Annotated in this window: 17 protein-coding genes; 6 read left to right on the forward strand and 11 right to left on the reverse strand. The window is 35.7% G+C overall.

Features of this window, described 5'->3' with window-relative positions; translation table 11 throughout:
• Nucleotides 1-1,371, reverse strand: a complete 1,371-nt coding sequence (locus SULBA_RS09315; RefSeq protein WP_014770041.1) for a phosphomannomutase/phosphoglucomutase — start codon at nucleotides 1,369-1,371, stop codon at nucleotides 1-3.
• Nucleotides 1,371-2,156: a 3'-5' exonuclease gene (locus tag SULBA_RS09320; RefSeq protein ID WP_014770042.1), complete on the reverse strand. Its 786-nt coding sequence runs from the start codon at nucleotides 2,154-2,156 to the stop codon at nucleotides 1,371-1,373. The genes SULBA_RS09315 and SULBA_RS09320 overlap by 1 nt, the downstream gene beginning before the upstream one ends.
• 70 nt (nucleotides 2,157-2,226) lie before the next feature.
• Between SULBA_RS09320 and SULBA_RS09325 the strand changes: the two genes are divergently transcribed.
• The 6 genes from SULBA_RS09325 to SULBA_RS09350 are packed head-to-tail and all read left to right on the forward strand — an operon-like array spanning nucleotide 2,227 to nucleotide 7,145.
• Nucleotides 2,227-2,985, forward strand: a complete 759-nt coding sequence (locus SULBA_RS09325) for a lipopolysaccharide kinase InaA family protein (protein WP_014770043.1) — start codon at nucleotides 2,227-2,229, stop codon at nucleotides 2,983-2,985.
• Nucleotides 2,972-3,697 (forward strand): polysaccharide deacetylase family protein, encoded by a 726-nt coding sequence (locus SULBA_RS09330; RefSeq protein ID WP_014770044.1) that lies wholly within the window; start codon nucleotides 2,972-2,974, stop codon nucleotides 3,695-3,697. Before SULBA_RS09325 ends, SULBA_RS09330 begins: the two co-directional genes overlap by 14 nt.
• Nucleotides 3,694-4,452, forward strand: coding sequence for a glycosyltransferase family 2 protein (locus tag SULBA_RS09335; protein ID WP_014770045.1), 759 nt, complete (start codon nucleotides 3,694-3,696; stop codon nucleotides 4,450-4,452). Before SULBA_RS09330 ends, SULBA_RS09335 begins: the two co-directional genes overlap by 4 nt.
• Complete coding sequence (locus tag SULBA_RS09340) at nucleotides 4,449-5,492, forward strand: hypothetical protein (RefSeq protein ID WP_014770046.1); 1,044 nt, start codon at nucleotides 4,449-4,451, stop codon at nucleotides 5,490-5,492. Before SULBA_RS09335 ends, SULBA_RS09340 begins: the two co-directional genes overlap by 4 nt.
• Nucleotides 5,476-6,402 (forward strand): glycosyltransferase family 9 protein, encoded by a 927-nt coding sequence (locus SULBA_RS09345; protein ID WP_014770047.1) that lies wholly within the window; start codon nucleotides 5,476-5,478, stop codon nucleotides 6,400-6,402. The genes SULBA_RS09340 and SULBA_RS09345 overlap by 17 nt, the downstream gene beginning before the upstream one ends.
• Nucleotides 6,399-7,145: a lipopolysaccharide core heptose(II) kinase RfaY gene (locus SULBA_RS09350; RefSeq protein ID WP_014770048.1), complete on the forward strand. Its 747-nt coding sequence runs from the start codon at nucleotides 6,399-6,401 to the stop codon at nucleotides 7,143-7,145. Before SULBA_RS09345 ends, SULBA_RS09350 begins: the two co-directional genes overlap by 4 nt.
• Here the strand turns inward: SULBA_RS09350 and SULBA_RS09355 are convergent.
• Genes SULBA_RS09355 through SULBA_RS09395 form a run of 9 tightly spaced genes read right to left on the reverse strand, consistent with a single transcriptional unit; the run spans nucleotide 7,099 to nucleotide 16,151 of the window.
• Nucleotides 7,099-8,223: a polysaccharide pyruvyl transferase family protein gene (locus SULBA_RS09355; RefSeq protein ID WP_014770049.1), complete on the reverse strand. Its 1,125-nt coding sequence runs from the start codon at nucleotides 8,221-8,223 to the stop codon at nucleotides 7,099-7,101. The two genes, SULBA_RS09350 and SULBA_RS09355, sit on opposite strands and share 47 nt — an antisense overlap.
• Nucleotides 8,220-8,957: an acylneuraminate cytidylyltransferase family protein gene (locus tag SULBA_RS09360; protein WP_216593422.1), complete on the reverse strand. Its 738-nt coding sequence runs from the start codon at nucleotides 8,955-8,957 to the stop codon at nucleotides 8,220-8,222. Before SULBA_RS09360 ends, SULBA_RS09355 begins: the two co-directional genes overlap by 4 nt.
• The gene (neuC, locus tag SULBA_RS09365; RefSeq protein WP_014770051.1) at nucleotides 8,915-10,054 is read right to left on the reverse strand and encodes a UDP-N-acetylglucosamine 2-epimerase; all 1,140 of its coding nucleotides are present in this window, start codon (nucleotides 10,052-10,054) and stop codon (nucleotides 8,915-8,917) included. The genes SULBA_RS09360 and neuC overlap by 43 nt, the downstream gene beginning before the upstream one ends.
• Nucleotides 10,047-11,090, reverse strand: a complete 1,044-nt coding sequence (locus tag SULBA_RS09370; protein ID WP_014770052.1) for an N-acetylneuraminate synthase family protein — start codon at nucleotides 11,088-11,090, stop codon at nucleotides 10,047-10,049. The genes neuC and SULBA_RS09370 overlap by 8 nt, the downstream gene beginning before the upstream one ends.
• 31 nt (nucleotides 11,091-11,121) lie before the next feature.
• The gene (locus tag SULBA_RS09375; protein WP_014770053.1) at nucleotides 11,122-12,207 is read right to left on the reverse strand and encodes a hypothetical protein; all 1,086 of its coding nucleotides are present in this window, start codon (nucleotides 12,205-12,207) and stop codon (nucleotides 11,122-11,124) included.
• Nucleotides 12,208-12,216: 9 nt separating this feature from the next.
• Nucleotides 12,217-13,677, reverse strand: a complete 1,461-nt coding sequence (locus SULBA_RS09380; RefSeq protein ID WP_014770054.1) for an MBOAT family O-acyltransferase — start codon at nucleotides 13,675-13,677, stop codon at nucleotides 12,217-12,219.
• 26 nt (nucleotides 13,678-13,703) lie between these two features.
• Nucleotides 13,704-14,684 carry a polysialyltransferase family glycosyltransferase gene (locus SULBA_RS09385; RefSeq protein ID WP_014770055.1) on the reverse strand — a complete coding sequence of 327 codons (981 nt, stop codon included), beginning with the start codon at nucleotides 14,682-14,684 and terminating at the stop codon, nucleotides 13,704-13,706.
• A 4-nt stretch (nucleotides 14,685-14,688) separates the two neighbouring features.
• Nucleotides 14,689-15,396, reverse strand: coding sequence for a hypothetical protein (locus tag SULBA_RS09390; RefSeq protein ID WP_014770056.1), 708 nt, complete (start codon nucleotides 15,394-15,396; stop codon nucleotides 14,689-14,691).
• Complete coding sequence (locus SULBA_RS09395) at nucleotides 15,393-16,151, reverse strand: lipopolysaccharide kinase InaA family protein (protein ID WP_014770057.1); 759 nt, start codon at nucleotides 16,149-16,151, stop codon at nucleotides 15,393-15,395. The genes SULBA_RS09390 and SULBA_RS09395 overlap by 4 nt, the downstream gene beginning before the upstream one ends.
• Between the last annotated feature and the right edge of the window lie 71 nt (nucleotides 16,152-16,222).

The raw sequence follows: 16,222 nt of genomic DNA on the forward strand, positions 1-16,222 counted from the left end.
TTAATGAAGCTCCGCTTTAGCCATAGCTATAATTTCATTTAACTTTTGCTCGTACAGTTTTGCATTACTCTCATTGGTCGATTCAAAACGGGTGACTAAAACAGGCGTGGTGTTACTCGCCCTTACAAGTCCCCAACCATCACTAAAAATAACTCGTACACCATCCACATCCACAATCTCTTTAATGGCTGGAAAATCTGCTGGAGGATTTTTAAGAAGCTCTTTGACTTTATCGACTAAAGGAAATTTATCGTTTTCATTGGTTTCAACTTTAAGCTCTTCGGTAGAATACACCACAGGCAATTTGGCGATTTCGCCGTCCACATCCAACCCATTTTTAACAAGCTCTATCATACGAAGGGTCGCATAAATGGCATCGTCATACCCAAAATATCTATCGTTAAAGAAAAGATGACCGCTCACCTCTGCCGCAAAGTCTGCATTCGTTTTTGCTATCATGACTTTGAGGTTACTGTGCCCCGTTTTGTACATAATCGCCTTACCACGGGCGTTGATGTCATCGTACATAATTTGAGAGCATTTCACCTCACCAATCACCGTTGGGTTTTTCATGGCACGGGAGAATAAAATCGCCATAATGTCGCCTTTGACATTGTTTTTCTTCGTTAAAAAGGCAATTCTATCCGCATCACCATCGTAGGCAAAACCCAGTTCAAATTCCCCTTCTAGCTCTTTTTTAATATCTTTAAGATTTTTCTCCACCGTTGGGTCGGGATGGTGATTTGGAAACGTGCCATCAGGATCAACAAACAACCCTTTACATGTAAAGTTCAAAGCTTTGAAAATATCTTGTACAACAACCCCAGCAACGCCATTTCCACAGTCATACACAAACGGTTTATCAAAACCTTTAAGGTGGTCAAACTCTTGAATCATATAAGCAATGTAACGCTCTTTCGCATCAATAAACGAGGCGCTAAAATCATCCTCAATTTCCATGGCATAGTTTTGCATAATCTCACGACCCAATGCGTAAATATCTTCGCCAAAAAAAGGCTTTTTATCAATGGTAATTTTAAAACCGTTGTACTCACTAGGATTGTGTGAGCCTGTTATCATAATAGAAGCATTTGGGGTTGTCCCATTGAAAGTTTGAAAATTGCTAAAGTAATTCACAGGGGTTGCCACAAGTCCCATATTGAGGACTTTACAGCCTGCTTTGTTCAGCCCACTTGTGAGGTATTCGCACAAAATAGGAGAGTGCGAACGGGCATCATAACCAATAGAAACCACCTTTCCTACCTTTACAATTTGCTTTCCTAAAAAATATCCAATGAGTTTTACCATCTGCTCATTGAGCTCTTTTTCGTAAATGCCCCGAATATCATACTCTCTAAAAATTGTTTTCATTACCCTTCCTTATATAATTCTTCTTCAATCGCAATGCCAAACACGTCTGTGTAGGATTTGTCATGCTTCAAATTTTCCTGCATTGTAGCCAAAGCTCGCTGATAATCCTCTATAATAAGGTTGCCTTTAAGCAGTTCGTATTTCAAAAAAAGCCAGTAGGTATTGAGCACATCGCTCTCGCAATACTCCTTAATTTTCTCAATCTCACCTGCGTAAAAAAGCTCCATTACCTGATCGCCATGCACGTCATATTTTCCAGGAAGTCCCACCATCGCACAGACATGGTCTAACTTTAAGCCACGCACCGCTCCAAATTCACACAGATGGTCCATCACATCCACATGAAAACGGTCTGAATAACGTGAGCGGTAATTTTCCCATTTATTTTTACTGAGCTCCTTGTTTTCCACTTCAAAATAAGCGTTACATGTAAGGTTGTATTGCATGGCTCGAAGCATGAGAAGAGGCATATCAAAACTGCGTCCGTTAAAGCTTACTAGCTTAGGATTGTGTTTGTTGATAAAACCTAAAAAGTTTTTCACCATCTCAAACTCATTCTTTCCCTCAATGCTGCTCACTTTACGAAAGATACCAAAATCATCGGCAATCACCGCAGAAATCGCCACAACTTTATGAAAAGGTAGAGGCAAAAACGAACTTCCACTCTTCTCTTCTTGCTCCTTAATAGCGAAGCGTGAAACCTCCTCATCACTCCCCTCGTGCCCCAAAATCTTGCGAATCAGCTCACAATCGGGAATGGTTTCGATGTCAAATACACAAATCATAAAGTACCTTTTTAGATTTTTTAAAGTAAAATGAAGCAATTATATAGAAATTTTACACGGAACACATTGAATGCACACCCATGCGTATACCCTTTCGCCAAACTTTCAAAAACATGATGCTTTTTTGCAAAACATCAAAACACACTTTAATGCTAGCAACGAGAGTATTCATCGTGCCAGAAATGAATTAAAAGTCTTACATGTAAACGAAATTGATGAAGCGTTAGTGGTCAAATCCTTTAAAATTCCCCGTGGCATTCAAAAATATTTTTACAGTTTTCTACGCCCTAGCAAAGCCAAAACCTCTTACAAAAATGCCTGCATTCTTCAAGAAAGTGGCATTGAAACACCCTCACCTGTAGGCTACATCGAGTTTTTTGAAAAGGGCATCTTAAAAGAGAGTTTTTATGTAAGCGTGGAATGGAAGTATGATTTTACGATTAGAGAGCCCCTCTTAAACAAAACCTTCCCCAATCGAGAAGCCCTTTTTAAAGCCTTTGCGCAGTTTGTCTATGCCTTGCATGAGGCACACATCACGCACAAAGACCTCTCTCCTGGCAATATTTTGATTCAAAAAGAGGGATTGAAATGCTGTGTGGTGGACATTAACCGTATGGGATTTCAACCCTTAAGCATGAAGCAAAGAGCCCAAAACTTCGCAAAGCTTTGGGCAAGCGATGAGGATTTAACACTGATGCTTGGTCACTATGCTACGATTGCCTCACTTGATGTCGCCACTTTTGTCAAAGAGGGGCTCAAAGCCTCTCATGCCCACAAAGCCAAAATCAACTTCAAAAAACGTCTGCGAGGGGTGAATGTTGTTGATTAATATGATGTACCATCACGCCAATAAAGATGTTTTTAGCAACAGCGTGGAGATGCTAGAAGCGCATTTTTCCTACATCAAAGAACATTATGCCTGCGTGCTTCCAGGAGAGAGTATCACCCAAACCTCAGTCTGTCTTACTTTTGATGATGGCTACTGTGATTTTTATTTTTTGGTTTATCCCCTTTTAAAAAAATATCACCTCAAAGCACTTTTAGCCTTTTCCAGTGCCTACCTCATTCCAAACAGCGCTCTTTTACCAGAAGAGCGCATGGCATTTTCTCACAAAGAGGCTCACGCCAACTACAAAAAAGGAACCTTTTGTACCATTGAAGAGCTAAAAGAAATGGTAGACTCAGGGCACATTATGATAGCCTCACATGCTCATTCCCACACCAATCTTTGCTTGCCTAACACCGATTTGGAACTTGAAATTAAAACCTCTAAAACCCTTTTGGAAGAAGCTTTAGGCATTGAAGTATTCAGTTTTGTTTTCCCTTTTGGCAAGTACAATGCCACCGTTTTAAAAGAGACCCAAAAGCACTACCGCTTTATTTTTCGCATTGGCAATGCAGTGCAGAGCGATTTTTCAGGCATTAGAGGGCTAAATTATCGCATCAACGGCGATGGCATGCCCACACCTCATGCGCTCTTTGCTCCTAAAAATCTCATGCGCTTTTGGTTCAAAGGGTTCTTAAAAAAGGTGCTAGGATGAATGCTATTTCCATTGTGATGATTGTGAAAAACGGTGCTAAAACCATTGAACGCTCTCTTCAAAGTCTCTATGCGTTTGATGATGTGGTGGTCTACGATAATGGCTCCAGCGATGAGACGAAAGCTATTGCCAAAACCTTTCATAATGTCACACTGATTGAGGGTGATTTTATCGGTTTTGGGCCAACGAAAAATCAAGCTGCTTCCTTTGCTAAACATGAGTGGGTGCTGATTTTAGATGCCGATGAAGTCATCGATGCTTCTTTGGCACAAGCGCTTTTAAGCACACCTTTGGAAGATAAAACCGTTTACTTACTCAACTTTTTAGCCTTTTACAAAGAATACCCCATTTATCATTGCGGTTGGAACAATCAAAAAATCAAACGCCTCTACAACAAAACCATCACCCGTTTTAACGACAATTATGTGCATGAAAATATCATCGATGAGGGTTTACATGTAAAGAGTTTTGAGGGAGGGAACATTGAGCATTACAGCTATCTTAGTATCAGCGATTTTATCATCAAAGCCGATCGCTACTCGAGCCTTTTTGCCAATGATTTTGTGGGTAAAAAATCCTCCTCACCCGCCAAAGCTTTTTTCAATGGACTCTACTCCTTTTTTAGAAGCTACATCTTAAAACGTGGCTTTTTAGATGGCTATCCAGGACTTATCATCTCCTTTTCGCACATGGTCACTAACTTTTACAAATACATGAAACTCTACGAAGCCAACCGCGAAAAAGAGGCGAAGTGAAACCACCATTTTTTTGGGATGCCTACTCCGACCAGCCTCATGTGTTAAAAGATAAAGCTTACAAAAAGCGTATGCGTGCCCTGCAATGGATGGAATACTTAAAAACATTCTTGAGCGCACTGTTTATCTTGCCTGTGGCAGTTTTAGGCATGAAATTTTTCAAACCCAAAACACCCAAACCCTTTGAACTTGGGCTCTGCGTAAACCTCGATAAAGGCGAAGAGCAAATAGCGCTGGTGGAGGAGTTAGGGGTTAAACACCTGCTCTGTCGCTTTCCTTTGTGGGATATGCAAAACATTGAAGCCTATGTCACTTTTTTAAAGCGTTTTGGCGACGATAAACATATTGTGCTCTGCATTATGCAAGATAGAGAACACATCGAAGATTTAGCGCTCACTGCTTTACATGTAACAAAAGTTTTTGAGCTTTTTTCTCCTTTTGTGCGTGAGTTTCAAATTGGCAATGCGATTAATCGTGCCAAATGGGGCTTTTTTAGTGTGGGAGAATATTTGCGTTTTTATGCCTGCGTGCAAAAACTTAGAGATGAATCTTTCCCCAAACTACTTCTCTTAGGCCCTTCTATCATCGACTTTGAGTACCACTACACGGCACGTGCCCTTTTTAATGGCTTTAAAATACGTTTTGATAAACACACCTCGCTTTTATATGTGGACAGAAGAGGGGCACCAGAAAACGCACAGCTTGGCTTTAACACCTTAGGGAAAATCAATCTCCTCTACGCTTTGTGTGCCATGAGTTCCAAAAGCAGCGATGATATTTACATTACCGAGGTGAACTGGCCGCTTTCTAACACCGCACCTTACGCTCCAACGAGTGAGAAAGAGTGTGTGAGTGAAACAGACTACGCCACCTTTTTAAAAGCGTACATTCGCACCGCCAAAGAGAGTGGCAAAGTGCGTAAACTCTTCTGGCACCAACTGATTGCCCCTGGATACGGGCTGGTGGATAACCGTGAGGGCATTCGAAAAATGGAAGGCTTTTATGCCTTCAAAGAGGTTTTGCATGAAACTATTCATTGAAACGCCTGTATGGCTCGGTGATGCCATTATGGCAAGTGTTGCGATTAAAAATATCATAGAGCATTTTAAGGGAGCCCAGATTATTCTCTTTGGTTCCTTTGCTGCTATGGAAGTTTACAAAGAGTATGAGGGTGTCAGCAGGGTGATTGTGGATGAGAGTAAAAAAAGCTCTAACCGTTGGGCATGGCTCTACACAATGAGTAAAGAGGTTGGCAAATGCGATATTGCCCTCTCCTTTCGCAGACAATGGAGTACGAAGTTTTTACTGCTGTGCCTAAGCGCCACCCAAAAAATGCACTACAAACGACTCTCAAAAGAGTCTATCCATCAAGTCAAACGCTACAACGATTTTGCTTCGCATGCGTTACATGTAAACTTCCCGCTGGGTGACTTGTATCTGCCTTTTAAGGCACATTCCTATGAAAGACCCACCCTAGGACTCAATCCTGGCGCAACCTATGGCAGTGCAAAACGCTGGTATCCTGAAGAGTTTGCCAAAGTGGCTATCGCCTTGCATGAACGCTATAACATTGTCATCTTTGGAGGGCCTAGCGAGGTTGACATTGCCCGTGAAATTGAAGAGCTTATACGAGCTCAGGGCATTGAAAATGTTGAAAATATCGCAGGAAAAACCTCCATCCAAAGCTTATGTGAACACATCGGTGGACTTGAGCTCTTCATCACCAATGATAGTGGTCCCTTGCACATCGCAGCCGCTTACAAAGTGAAAACCATTGCCATTTTTGGTCCAACCATTAGCACCGAAACGCACGGATGGAATAACCCTTATGAAAAAATTATCAAACTCAATCTCCCCTGTCAGCCTTGCATGAAACGCACCTGCCCTCTAGGACACCATGCGTGCATGAAGGGCATTGACGCTACCATGATACTAAAGGAAATCCAATGAATCAAAGCGCATTTACCTATAAAGAGCACGAAATTATCAGTACCCTGCCCAAAGAGGAGGCGATAAAACTTTTTGATAGCCTTATGGAGAAACGCTATACCATCACAGATAATTTTAAAGATAATCGCAAATGCCTTGTTCAAAAAATAAAAATAGATGGCTTTGATGAGATGGTTTTTAAAATTCCTCGTTCCAGAAGCAGACGTACGTGGGAGCGAATGTTAACCCTTTTTCGAGAGAGCGAAGCGTTTCGCAACCATGAAAGTATGCTCACACTTGAAGCATTGGGACTAAAAGGAGCTATACCTATTTTAGCGGCACAAAAGCGTTTTCGAGGCATTGTTTTGGAAAGTTTTTTTACCTACTCCTTTGTAGAAGGCAAAGCGCCAAAAGAAGAAGAGACTCTAAAAGTGATTGAAGCGATGAATACGCTTCATGAGAAAGGCTATACTAGAAGCGATCCTAAACTTCAAAATTTTATTATGCAGGAAGGAGAGGTTTATTTTATTGATTTTAGGCTCAAAAAACCTCGCTTTTTTTCAAAGATGGAATGTACGCTGAATCTGTGTAAATTTTTTCAAACCCTGCCTAACGATAAAGACTATATGAGTGCAAACCAGAAGAACTCGCTTTTGTTTAAAACGATGTATCAATGGCATAGAGTCTTGATGTATTGGCGAAGTACACGACAGAAAATCAAGAAGTTTTATTATAATCGCTTAAAATTTTTTTATAAAACTTAATCGTATGATCTTGATTAAACATTTCCAAAGTATTTTCATCTTTCTTGTTTTTATCTTTCAAAAGTTCAATTATTTTATTGCTAAATGTACCTTTAAGTACAATAGCTCGCTCACTAATACCAAAATAGTCATAAAGATATTTAACTCTATCAAGTACAACTAAACCAATAGTATATTTACCCATTGCTAAACTACAAACATTGGCATGAAACCTAGTACCTATTACAAATTCACTTTGCTTGTATATAGAAAAAAGACGCTTCGTACCATTATCACCTTGAATACAAGGCGCAATTGTTATATGCTTTCTTATAATACTATCATTTATTATTTCCAACAACTCTGATATTGCCTTTAAATCACTATAAATATGAGGAACAAATACAATGTCACATTTTAAATAATTAATACAATAATCAATTACTTTTTTTAGTTCCTCTAAATAAAATGCTTTATCAACAATCTCCTTAAACTCACTGCACATAGACATTTGATCGCTAGTTATATTTATTGCTACGTATTTTGCATCAATAATTTTTGAATATTTTTTTTCATCAGTATAAAAAAAGCCATGATCAAGTATCTCACATATATTTTCTAAATATTTCTCACCAATATCTCGCTTGATAGATTCTATTGATCCATCATTTCTTAAAGCTATTTTTAGATTTTTATTCTTATTTACTTCATTCAAAAAATTTCTAAACTTTTCTATATTCCCTTTAGGAATTTTTTTATGCGGATTAGATCCTATTCTCGTAAAATAAGTTGGCTTCATCACTTTTCCCAGTAAATTTAGCTCAATATCTATAGTTGTACCCGTTTGGCTGTCTGGAACCCAGTAATCCAAAAAACCTCCACCACCTATAAAACACATATCAAAGGTATTTAAATAATCAATAAATTTTGAATCAAAACATTGCCTATCTTTTTCATAATAATTTTTATAAAATTTTCTAATTTCTACCTGTTCAATTTCATAGTTTTTTAATATTTTTTCAAGGATACTATAAAATCCTATATGACTTGCATTGTCTCCAATATTACCTTTAAAAGATGCAATATGTAAAATTTTCATAAAAATAAACCTTTTTGTATTAAATATTCTGCATAATCCCAATCTTCTTGTGTATCTATATCTAAATTTGCCATTCCAAACATTTCAAAAGGTACTGCTTTTAAATGATTATATGTTTTATTTTCTCTCATATAGGTCACTGTTGAAAAATAAATCGCACCATTATGTTCATATGTCTCAGGCATATCTTGTCTACGTAATTGTTTATTGGTATCAATATAAGGTACTAATACATTATTTTCAATTTTATACAAATAGGAAGGATGCTTTTTAAACTTAACAACAGATATCATCAATTCAATACCTTTGTCGATAGCTTGTTCGATTACTTTATCAATATCATCGACCCTTCGAAAAGGTGAGGTAGGCTGCAACAACATCAAATAATCAAAATCTTCATTAATCGTATTAATAGCATGAAGAATTGCATCAATACTTGAACTCGTATCACTCGCTAATTCGCGAGGACGAACAAATGGAACACTACATCCATAACTTTTTGCAATCTGCATAATTTCTTCACTATCACTCGACAAAATTAATCGGTCAATATACGAACTCTTCTTTGCTTCATCAATTGTCCAAGCAATAAGAGGTTTACCTCCAAGGGACTTAATATTTTTATTGGGAATCCCCTTAGAACCACCCCGTGCAGTAATCAATGCAAGAATTTTTTTATTTTTATACATTTCTAAACAAGCTCCCGAAACTGCTTTTGATGATTTATTTTCCATAAGTTATCAGAATCTAATAACTCTAAAAACATTTTATCACTCTTCCCATCCCCAAAATAATTTTGTACAACATCATTACTTTGTGTGAAGCTATTTGTTACTTTTTCTATGCTTTTACAAATTTCATTTTTATCATAATTACAATGTATAATCGTTTTTAAGTGTGCTCGATTTAATTGTCTTGTGCCTATATCGATCGTTGGAACATTATAGTAAGGTGCTTCTCTTATCCCCGCACTTGAGTTTCCAATAATAAACTCTGCATTTTGCAACAAGGTTAAAAAATATTCAAATCGTAAAGAGGGATAAATTCTAAATTTTTCATTCAATTTTAATCGTGTATATTCAGCCAATATCTCATTACTCCCTAAATCATTATTGGGATAAATTACTATATAATTAAGTTGGCTTTCAATCAGTGCATCAACAAAGTTTTTTGCGTACAAAGAAATGTATTCATACTCTGTTGTTACAGGGTGGAACATCGCAATAGCATATTTGTTAAACTTAATACCATAATACTCCAGAGCTTCTACCTCAGGAGGTAAATGAGCTGGGTTCATTAAATCTAAATCAGGAGAGCCTATAACCTGTATAGATTCTTCAATCTCTCCAAGTTGTAATAATCTTTTTTTAGCCTCTTCATTCGCTACCAAATGCACATGAGACATTTTACTCACTGCATGCCGTATAAGCTCATCAATTGTTCCAGAAATCTCACCACCTTCTATATGCGTCACCAGTATATTGTTTAAACTTCCAACAATAGCCCCTGCTAGAGCTTCCACTCTATCTCCATGCACAACAATCAAGTCTGGTTTAATTTCGGCTATATAATGTGAAAAACCATCAATCGTTTTAGCAAGTGTTCTATCCATATGCTCAACTGTATCATGATTAATGAAGCTATAAATGTTTTCAAATCCTGACTTTACAATTTCTTGAACAGTAGCTCCATACTTTGAGTTCATATGCATGCCTGTTACAAAAAGGTGCACCTCATAATTATGAGATTTTTGAGTGATTTTTATTAAAGATTTAAGCTTTCCAAAATCGGCTCTGGTTCCTGTAAGAAAAACAATTTTTTTCTTACTCATTTATATCACTCCAATCGATATGCTCATCACTTTTTATATCTCGTTTTGCAACTTTACCCAATACATCATTATAAAACTCTGCCCGTATTTTCCCAGTCCCAGGTCGTTTTACCCAAAGATTTTCTTTCGTAAAGTGTTCACCTTGCTTTATTGGCTTAATGGTAACAACTGTAGCAAAAGCAAAATCGATTGTCACTTGTTCCTCTTTAGTAGCCTCTTTTTTTCCACCTCTCATCAGTGCTATTTCATTACTTCCAATAATGAGTTCTTTTAGCGCTATTGGGTCCATTGAATTAATAATATCAGGTCCTGGTCTTTCCATTTTATCTGTAAAATGTCTCTCTAAAATTGAAGCACCAAGTGCCGTTGCTGCAAAACAAGCTCTATTTGAAGTCGTATGATCAGACAGCCCTACTACAGCATTTGGAAACGCTTTTTGGAGCTCTTGCATAGCGCCAAGCCTTACCAAATGAACAGGTGTAGGGTAAAGGTTTGTAGTATGCAATAAAGCATAAGGCACTTTATATTTTTCAAGTATATTGACAGTCTTTCTAACAGATTCAATATCATTCATACCAGTACTTACTATCATAGGCTTTCCAAAAGATGCAATATGTTCAATCAAAGGATAATTATTGCACTCACCTGAGCCAATTTTATAAGAACTTACTCCTATACGCTCTAGTCTATCAGCAGCAGCACGAGAAAAAGGGGTACTCATAAACATCATCCCTTTAGATTCAACATACTCTTTTAATTTTATCTCATCTTCTTCATTAAGTGCACATCTCGCCATAATCTCATAAATGGAAACAGAAGCATTCCCTGGAATAACGTTTTTAGCTTCTTGACTCATTTCATCTTCAACAACATGGGTCTGATGCTTAATAACTTCTGCTCCAGCCTTCCATGCAGCATCTACCATCTCAAATGCCGTTTGTAAATTGCCCTCATGATTAATCCCAATTTCTACGATTACCAATGGCGGATGGTTTAACCCTATCACTCTTCTCTCTATGGTTATTATTCTAGACATTTTCAATCTCCTTCTTTTAGAAAATTTGACATTAATAAAACTTAATCTTATCTAAGCAATTAGAAGTTGCATGCATAAAATCCAAAAACTCATCTTCTTGACATCCAATATTCTCTGGTAAAAAAGACCCATATAATTTTACTTTATGCTTTATTGAAAGTCTTTGTGCCACGTTTTCTATTTCCTGCATATGTTGTGTTGTCTTTGTAGGACCATTTTTAAAAACACTAGGATGATAAGGTGTTATTAAAAAATTAATCTCTATTTCATTTCTTTGATACAAAAGAATAAGTTTTTCAAAAAGTTCTAGAGCATAATCATCATAAATATTTCCATTTATTTTATAGTCTCCACCACCATTTTTTATACTTTTTATAGTTTTTTTTGCCTTCGCAATATGATGAGAATCATACACATGGCTTCCATCTTGCAAAGTTACCGCTTTAGTGTATCCATTTTCATACAAAAACTTTTCTTTGGGTTCTTCAATGGAGGCTTGATGAAATAATGATTTATAATTTTTTAAACTTATCATAAAATACTCTAAATTAAAAAGGTTTTTGAGTAAATCAAACTCATAGTGACTATTGCTTGTAAGCAGTGTTTGGTCATTTAATTTTCTTAAAAATGAATCATACTGCACCTGATTCATTTTATAGCGTGAGTCCATGTTAAATTTGAATAACCAAGGGTTAATCTCTATAAAAACTCTTTTAGGTTTTCCTTTATTTTCTAAAATAATATTTGAGAAGATCAACAAATCCTCAAAACTTGAACCACTCACTCCTAGATTCAATAATACTGGACACAGTTTCGAAATATTACCAGTATTTCGAAGAGAAGATATTTGCATAATATGACTTGAACCTACAATAATACAATCAATTTCAGTATTCACCTTCGCTAATGAAGTTTTAACAGCCCTTTCATTCCATTCTTCTGTTACAAGACCTTTTTCTGATGTCAATAATTTCTGAACATAAACATCAGGGCTTATACCCGATTTTTTTTTAAAATATACATATCCTGGGTCTATCAAATAATTGACTCCAGCGACAAAAATCATACCAACAACTATTATTGTACATACTATTCTTAACCATTGAGTACTTCGCATCATTAGCCTTCAAAAGTTGAAATATAAAAATTCTGAAATTTTACCAAGTGATAAAATCCCCACTAAAAAATAAAATGAAGCTTGCAACGCTGTATTATAATTGAGTGAAAATTCTTCTATTTTTTCCATAGAATTTTTAGAAAAAATTATTATTATGAATGCAAATGCAATCCAAATAAAACTTTTATTTCCATCCCCAATGTGTTGATATACTTCATCAAACACAACACCGTAATGGCGCAAAAAAGATAATTTTTTAGAAAATGTATCAGCTAAAATAATATCTGAAAATCCAAACATTCCCTTTAAAATTTTTAGTGCATCTTCCAACTCTTTGGCTCTAAAAAACACCCACGTTATATTAATAAAATTAAAAGTAATAAACCACGCTAAAAATCTATTAAGCCTAAATCCACATTCAACCCACATACGATGTATAACGATTGCTATACCATGTAAAGCACCCCATACTACAAACATCCAACTTGCCCCATGCCATAATCCACCAATGAGAAAAACAGAAAAAAGATTGATATAATTTCTACCTCTCCCCACACGATTTCCACCTAAGGGAATGTAAATATAATCCCTTAAAAATCGGCTCAATGTTATATGCCATCGCCTCCAAAAATCTTGAATATCTAAAGCCTTATAAGGGGAATTAAAATTAATAGGAAGTGTGATATTAAATAAAAGTGCTGCACCTATAGCCATATCCGTATAGCCACTAAAATCAAAATAGAGCTGAAAAGTGTAGGACAAACTTGTCGCCCATGCTTCTATAAGATTAAGACTTTGCGCTACGTCAAATCCTTTGGTTGCCCAAATAGCAAAAGTATCCGCAATAACTACTTTTTTAAAGAGCCCTATTGAAAAAATAAAGATACCAATAGCAATATTTTTATAATTTTTAACATAATTATGAGTACGAAAAAACTGAGGCATCATCTCTTTGTGATGCACAATAGGTCCTGCAATAAGCTGTGGAAAAAAAGTAACAAAAAGTGCGTAATTTAAAAGGTCATACTCTTTCGTCTCATTGCGATAACTATCTACCAAATAAGCAATTTGTTGGAACGTAAAAAATGAAATGGCTAAAGGAAGTGCTACGTGTAAAAGGGATACATCTTTTTCACTTAATAAATTAAAATTTGCAATAAAAAAATCACTGTATTTAAAGTACCCCAAAAGAGTAAGATTTAAAATAACACCAAACATTAGAATTGTTTTTTTAGATATTTTAAGACGTACCTTATTATTACCTAAAGAACTTCCAATACCAAAATTCATCAGCATCGAAAAAAGAATAAGCGGCAAATATGCAATATTCCACCATGCGTAGAAAAAGAGGCTGCCTAAAACTAACCAAACTTTCGAAACTATAACTAATCGTTTTGAAGTAAGAAAGAAATAGCCAAAAAAGACAACAGGTAAAAAAACAAAGACGAATTCATAAGAATTAAAAAGCATTATTATCTATTTTCCCATTAAAAATTTTAATTAATATCATGAAAACAAATTTCCTTTTTTTCAATGCCTGCATGCAAAATAAATTTTTCAATAAATGAAGCACGCATTTTTTTCTTCATTTTTATATTTTCTAGACAAATTCCATAGGATATAACTAATGTTTTATCAAAAATTTTTGCAAGCGTAAAAAGTGATGTTGAATAAAAAGATAAAATCTTTTTTGGCTTTATTTTTTGTTGCATAAAATATAACTCTATGGGCATAGTATTTTCGAAGATTATAAAATTTTCATCCTCTATTCTTCGCAATTTTGAATCAATCATTTCCGCACGATGAGGAATATAAATAATTTTTTCATTTTTAAAATAATTTTTAATTGTTTTAATATAATAAACGTATGCTTCTTCAGACACCCAACCAGACTTAACAAGATTTTGTCCTAAAAAGTATATTTCGTTAGTTAATAAAAATTTTTGACAAAACCTCAGTTTTAAATATTCAAAACTATGCTGAACAATCTCTTCTTTACCCTTGCGTTCTAAATCAAAAATCGTAAAGTAGTCAACAGGTTTTTTACGTTTAATATGAAGCCCTGCTAATAAAAACCGTATATCTCGCCACGAAACATGCTGTTTCTCTTCTGAAAGTTCCTTATGAAATACCAAAGTCGATGTGCCATCTTCAAGTAAATACGATTTTTCGTACTCTAAATTCGCTAACAACAACTTTTGAAAACTTCCCAAATTGCCAAAAAAGATAAAGTTATAACGCTGTTTTTTAAGTTTTAGTGTCAAAGCAACATAACGAAAGTAATTTGACTTACTAGGAGGCATTTCTATGAGTTCTTCGTACTCGCACATAGAGAGCATCTCTCTCATCTGTACATTATTTTTTTCTAGATGATTTTGCACAATCAAAAAAATATTATGTTTCAACTCAAAATGCGCAATTGCTTCATAGGCATTTAAAATTTGCAGGGGTGACCTGATAATAAATAAATTTTTCATTGTTTTATAGTCCTTTAATATGGTGTGATGCAAGCTCTCTTAGTGCTATTTTTAATCTCTCAAGCCCTTCTCCTTCCATACTACCACCTATTTTTTCTAACCACAAAGGATGAATATGTGACACTAAAACAGGCATCGTTTTGATTCCAACAATACGTGCAACCACAAAACGGTGACGCCCACTTTTAGACTTAATAATTTCTCCATTACGCCCAATGCTTACTTCTGGCATATCCTGCTCAATATCCGTACGATAGCCATTGATATTTAAGCTATAAAAAAGTCCTAAAAGATACTTGTCAAAAAAAGTATCTAACTCCTTGAATGTTTTAATGGAACGTTTTTTATAACGCACTCCTTGCCCAAAATAACGCCCTAAAATAAGCTGAAGCGTAGCAAGTTTATACCATATACTTTTACGAAAATTATTTCTGTGCTTCCAAAGATTTTCCATTCTTTTGTAACGACCAATTTTTTCAATTTTGATAACATTACAGTCCCAATTTCCGCTTGGAGAAAAAAGATGATCCAAATTTTTGAAAAATTTTTCGCTTCGTTTCTTTCCAATAAAAAATCCTAAAACTCTTACAAAAGAACGACTCATTAAAGAGGGATACCCATATGTATCTACTTTTTGAGGATCAACACTGAGCACAAGCATCTCACCCAATAGTGCTTGTACCTCTTTTGTTGTTACATGTAAAGATTTCATCGGCTTTTTTTACTCCAAAAAGAAAGCACCTTACCCCAAAAAGGTGTGTAGTGTTTTCCAAAGTAGTGCTTCAAAAAAAGCACTACTTCACGTTCATTAACTTCAATTCTTCGAATACAATGCATATCAAAAAAGGTTTTGGTAAGGTAAGACATGCGACTAAGCCCTGCATAATGCACTTTATCGGTATCGATAAGATACAATTTTTGTGCGCCACACTCTTCTTTCACTAAAAAATTATGCAATACAATATCTGTATGGCGAATATTTGCATCGTGCATTTTTTTAGTACACTCTGCCATAGACATAAACAGTTCTTCAAAAAAGCTCTCGTGGTTTACATAGAGTTCTTTCAACTCTTTGGCATCCTCAATCGCTTCAAAAATTGCAACACTTTTTTTATTCCATGGCAATGAAGCCATTGAAAAATACCCAATCGGCCTAGCCGTTGGAATGCCATTGCGATAGAGCATGGCGGAGCCTTCAAAACAGCGTTTAGCCCCTGAGGAGAAAATATCTTTTAAACCAAGTTCGACTCTTCTTGCCCATTTTGCATGCTTAGATGCGTGAAAAATTTTGACAAAATAGCGTTTAGAATGGTGAGAAACAATAAAAAGCTGGTGATTTTTTCTGCCAGTTGCAATAGATTTTTCAGCAATCTGTAAGAGCATATCCTTTGAAACAGCATCAAAGACATATTCTAAAAGGGCATATTCTTCAGGGCTCACTGTTTCAAATGGAATAATTTTTGGCAAACAAACTCTTTTCTAGGGAGATTAAAAATGCCTGATTATACTGCGTTTTCGTATAAAAGCCCCTGAAAAAG

Origin of the sequence: Sulfurospirillum barnesii SES-3 (assembly GCF_000265295.1) — a bacterium.
Taxonomy (GTDB): Bacteria; Campylobacterota; Campylobacteria; order Campylobacterales; family Sulfurospirillaceae; genus Sulfurospirillum; species Sulfurospirillum barnesii.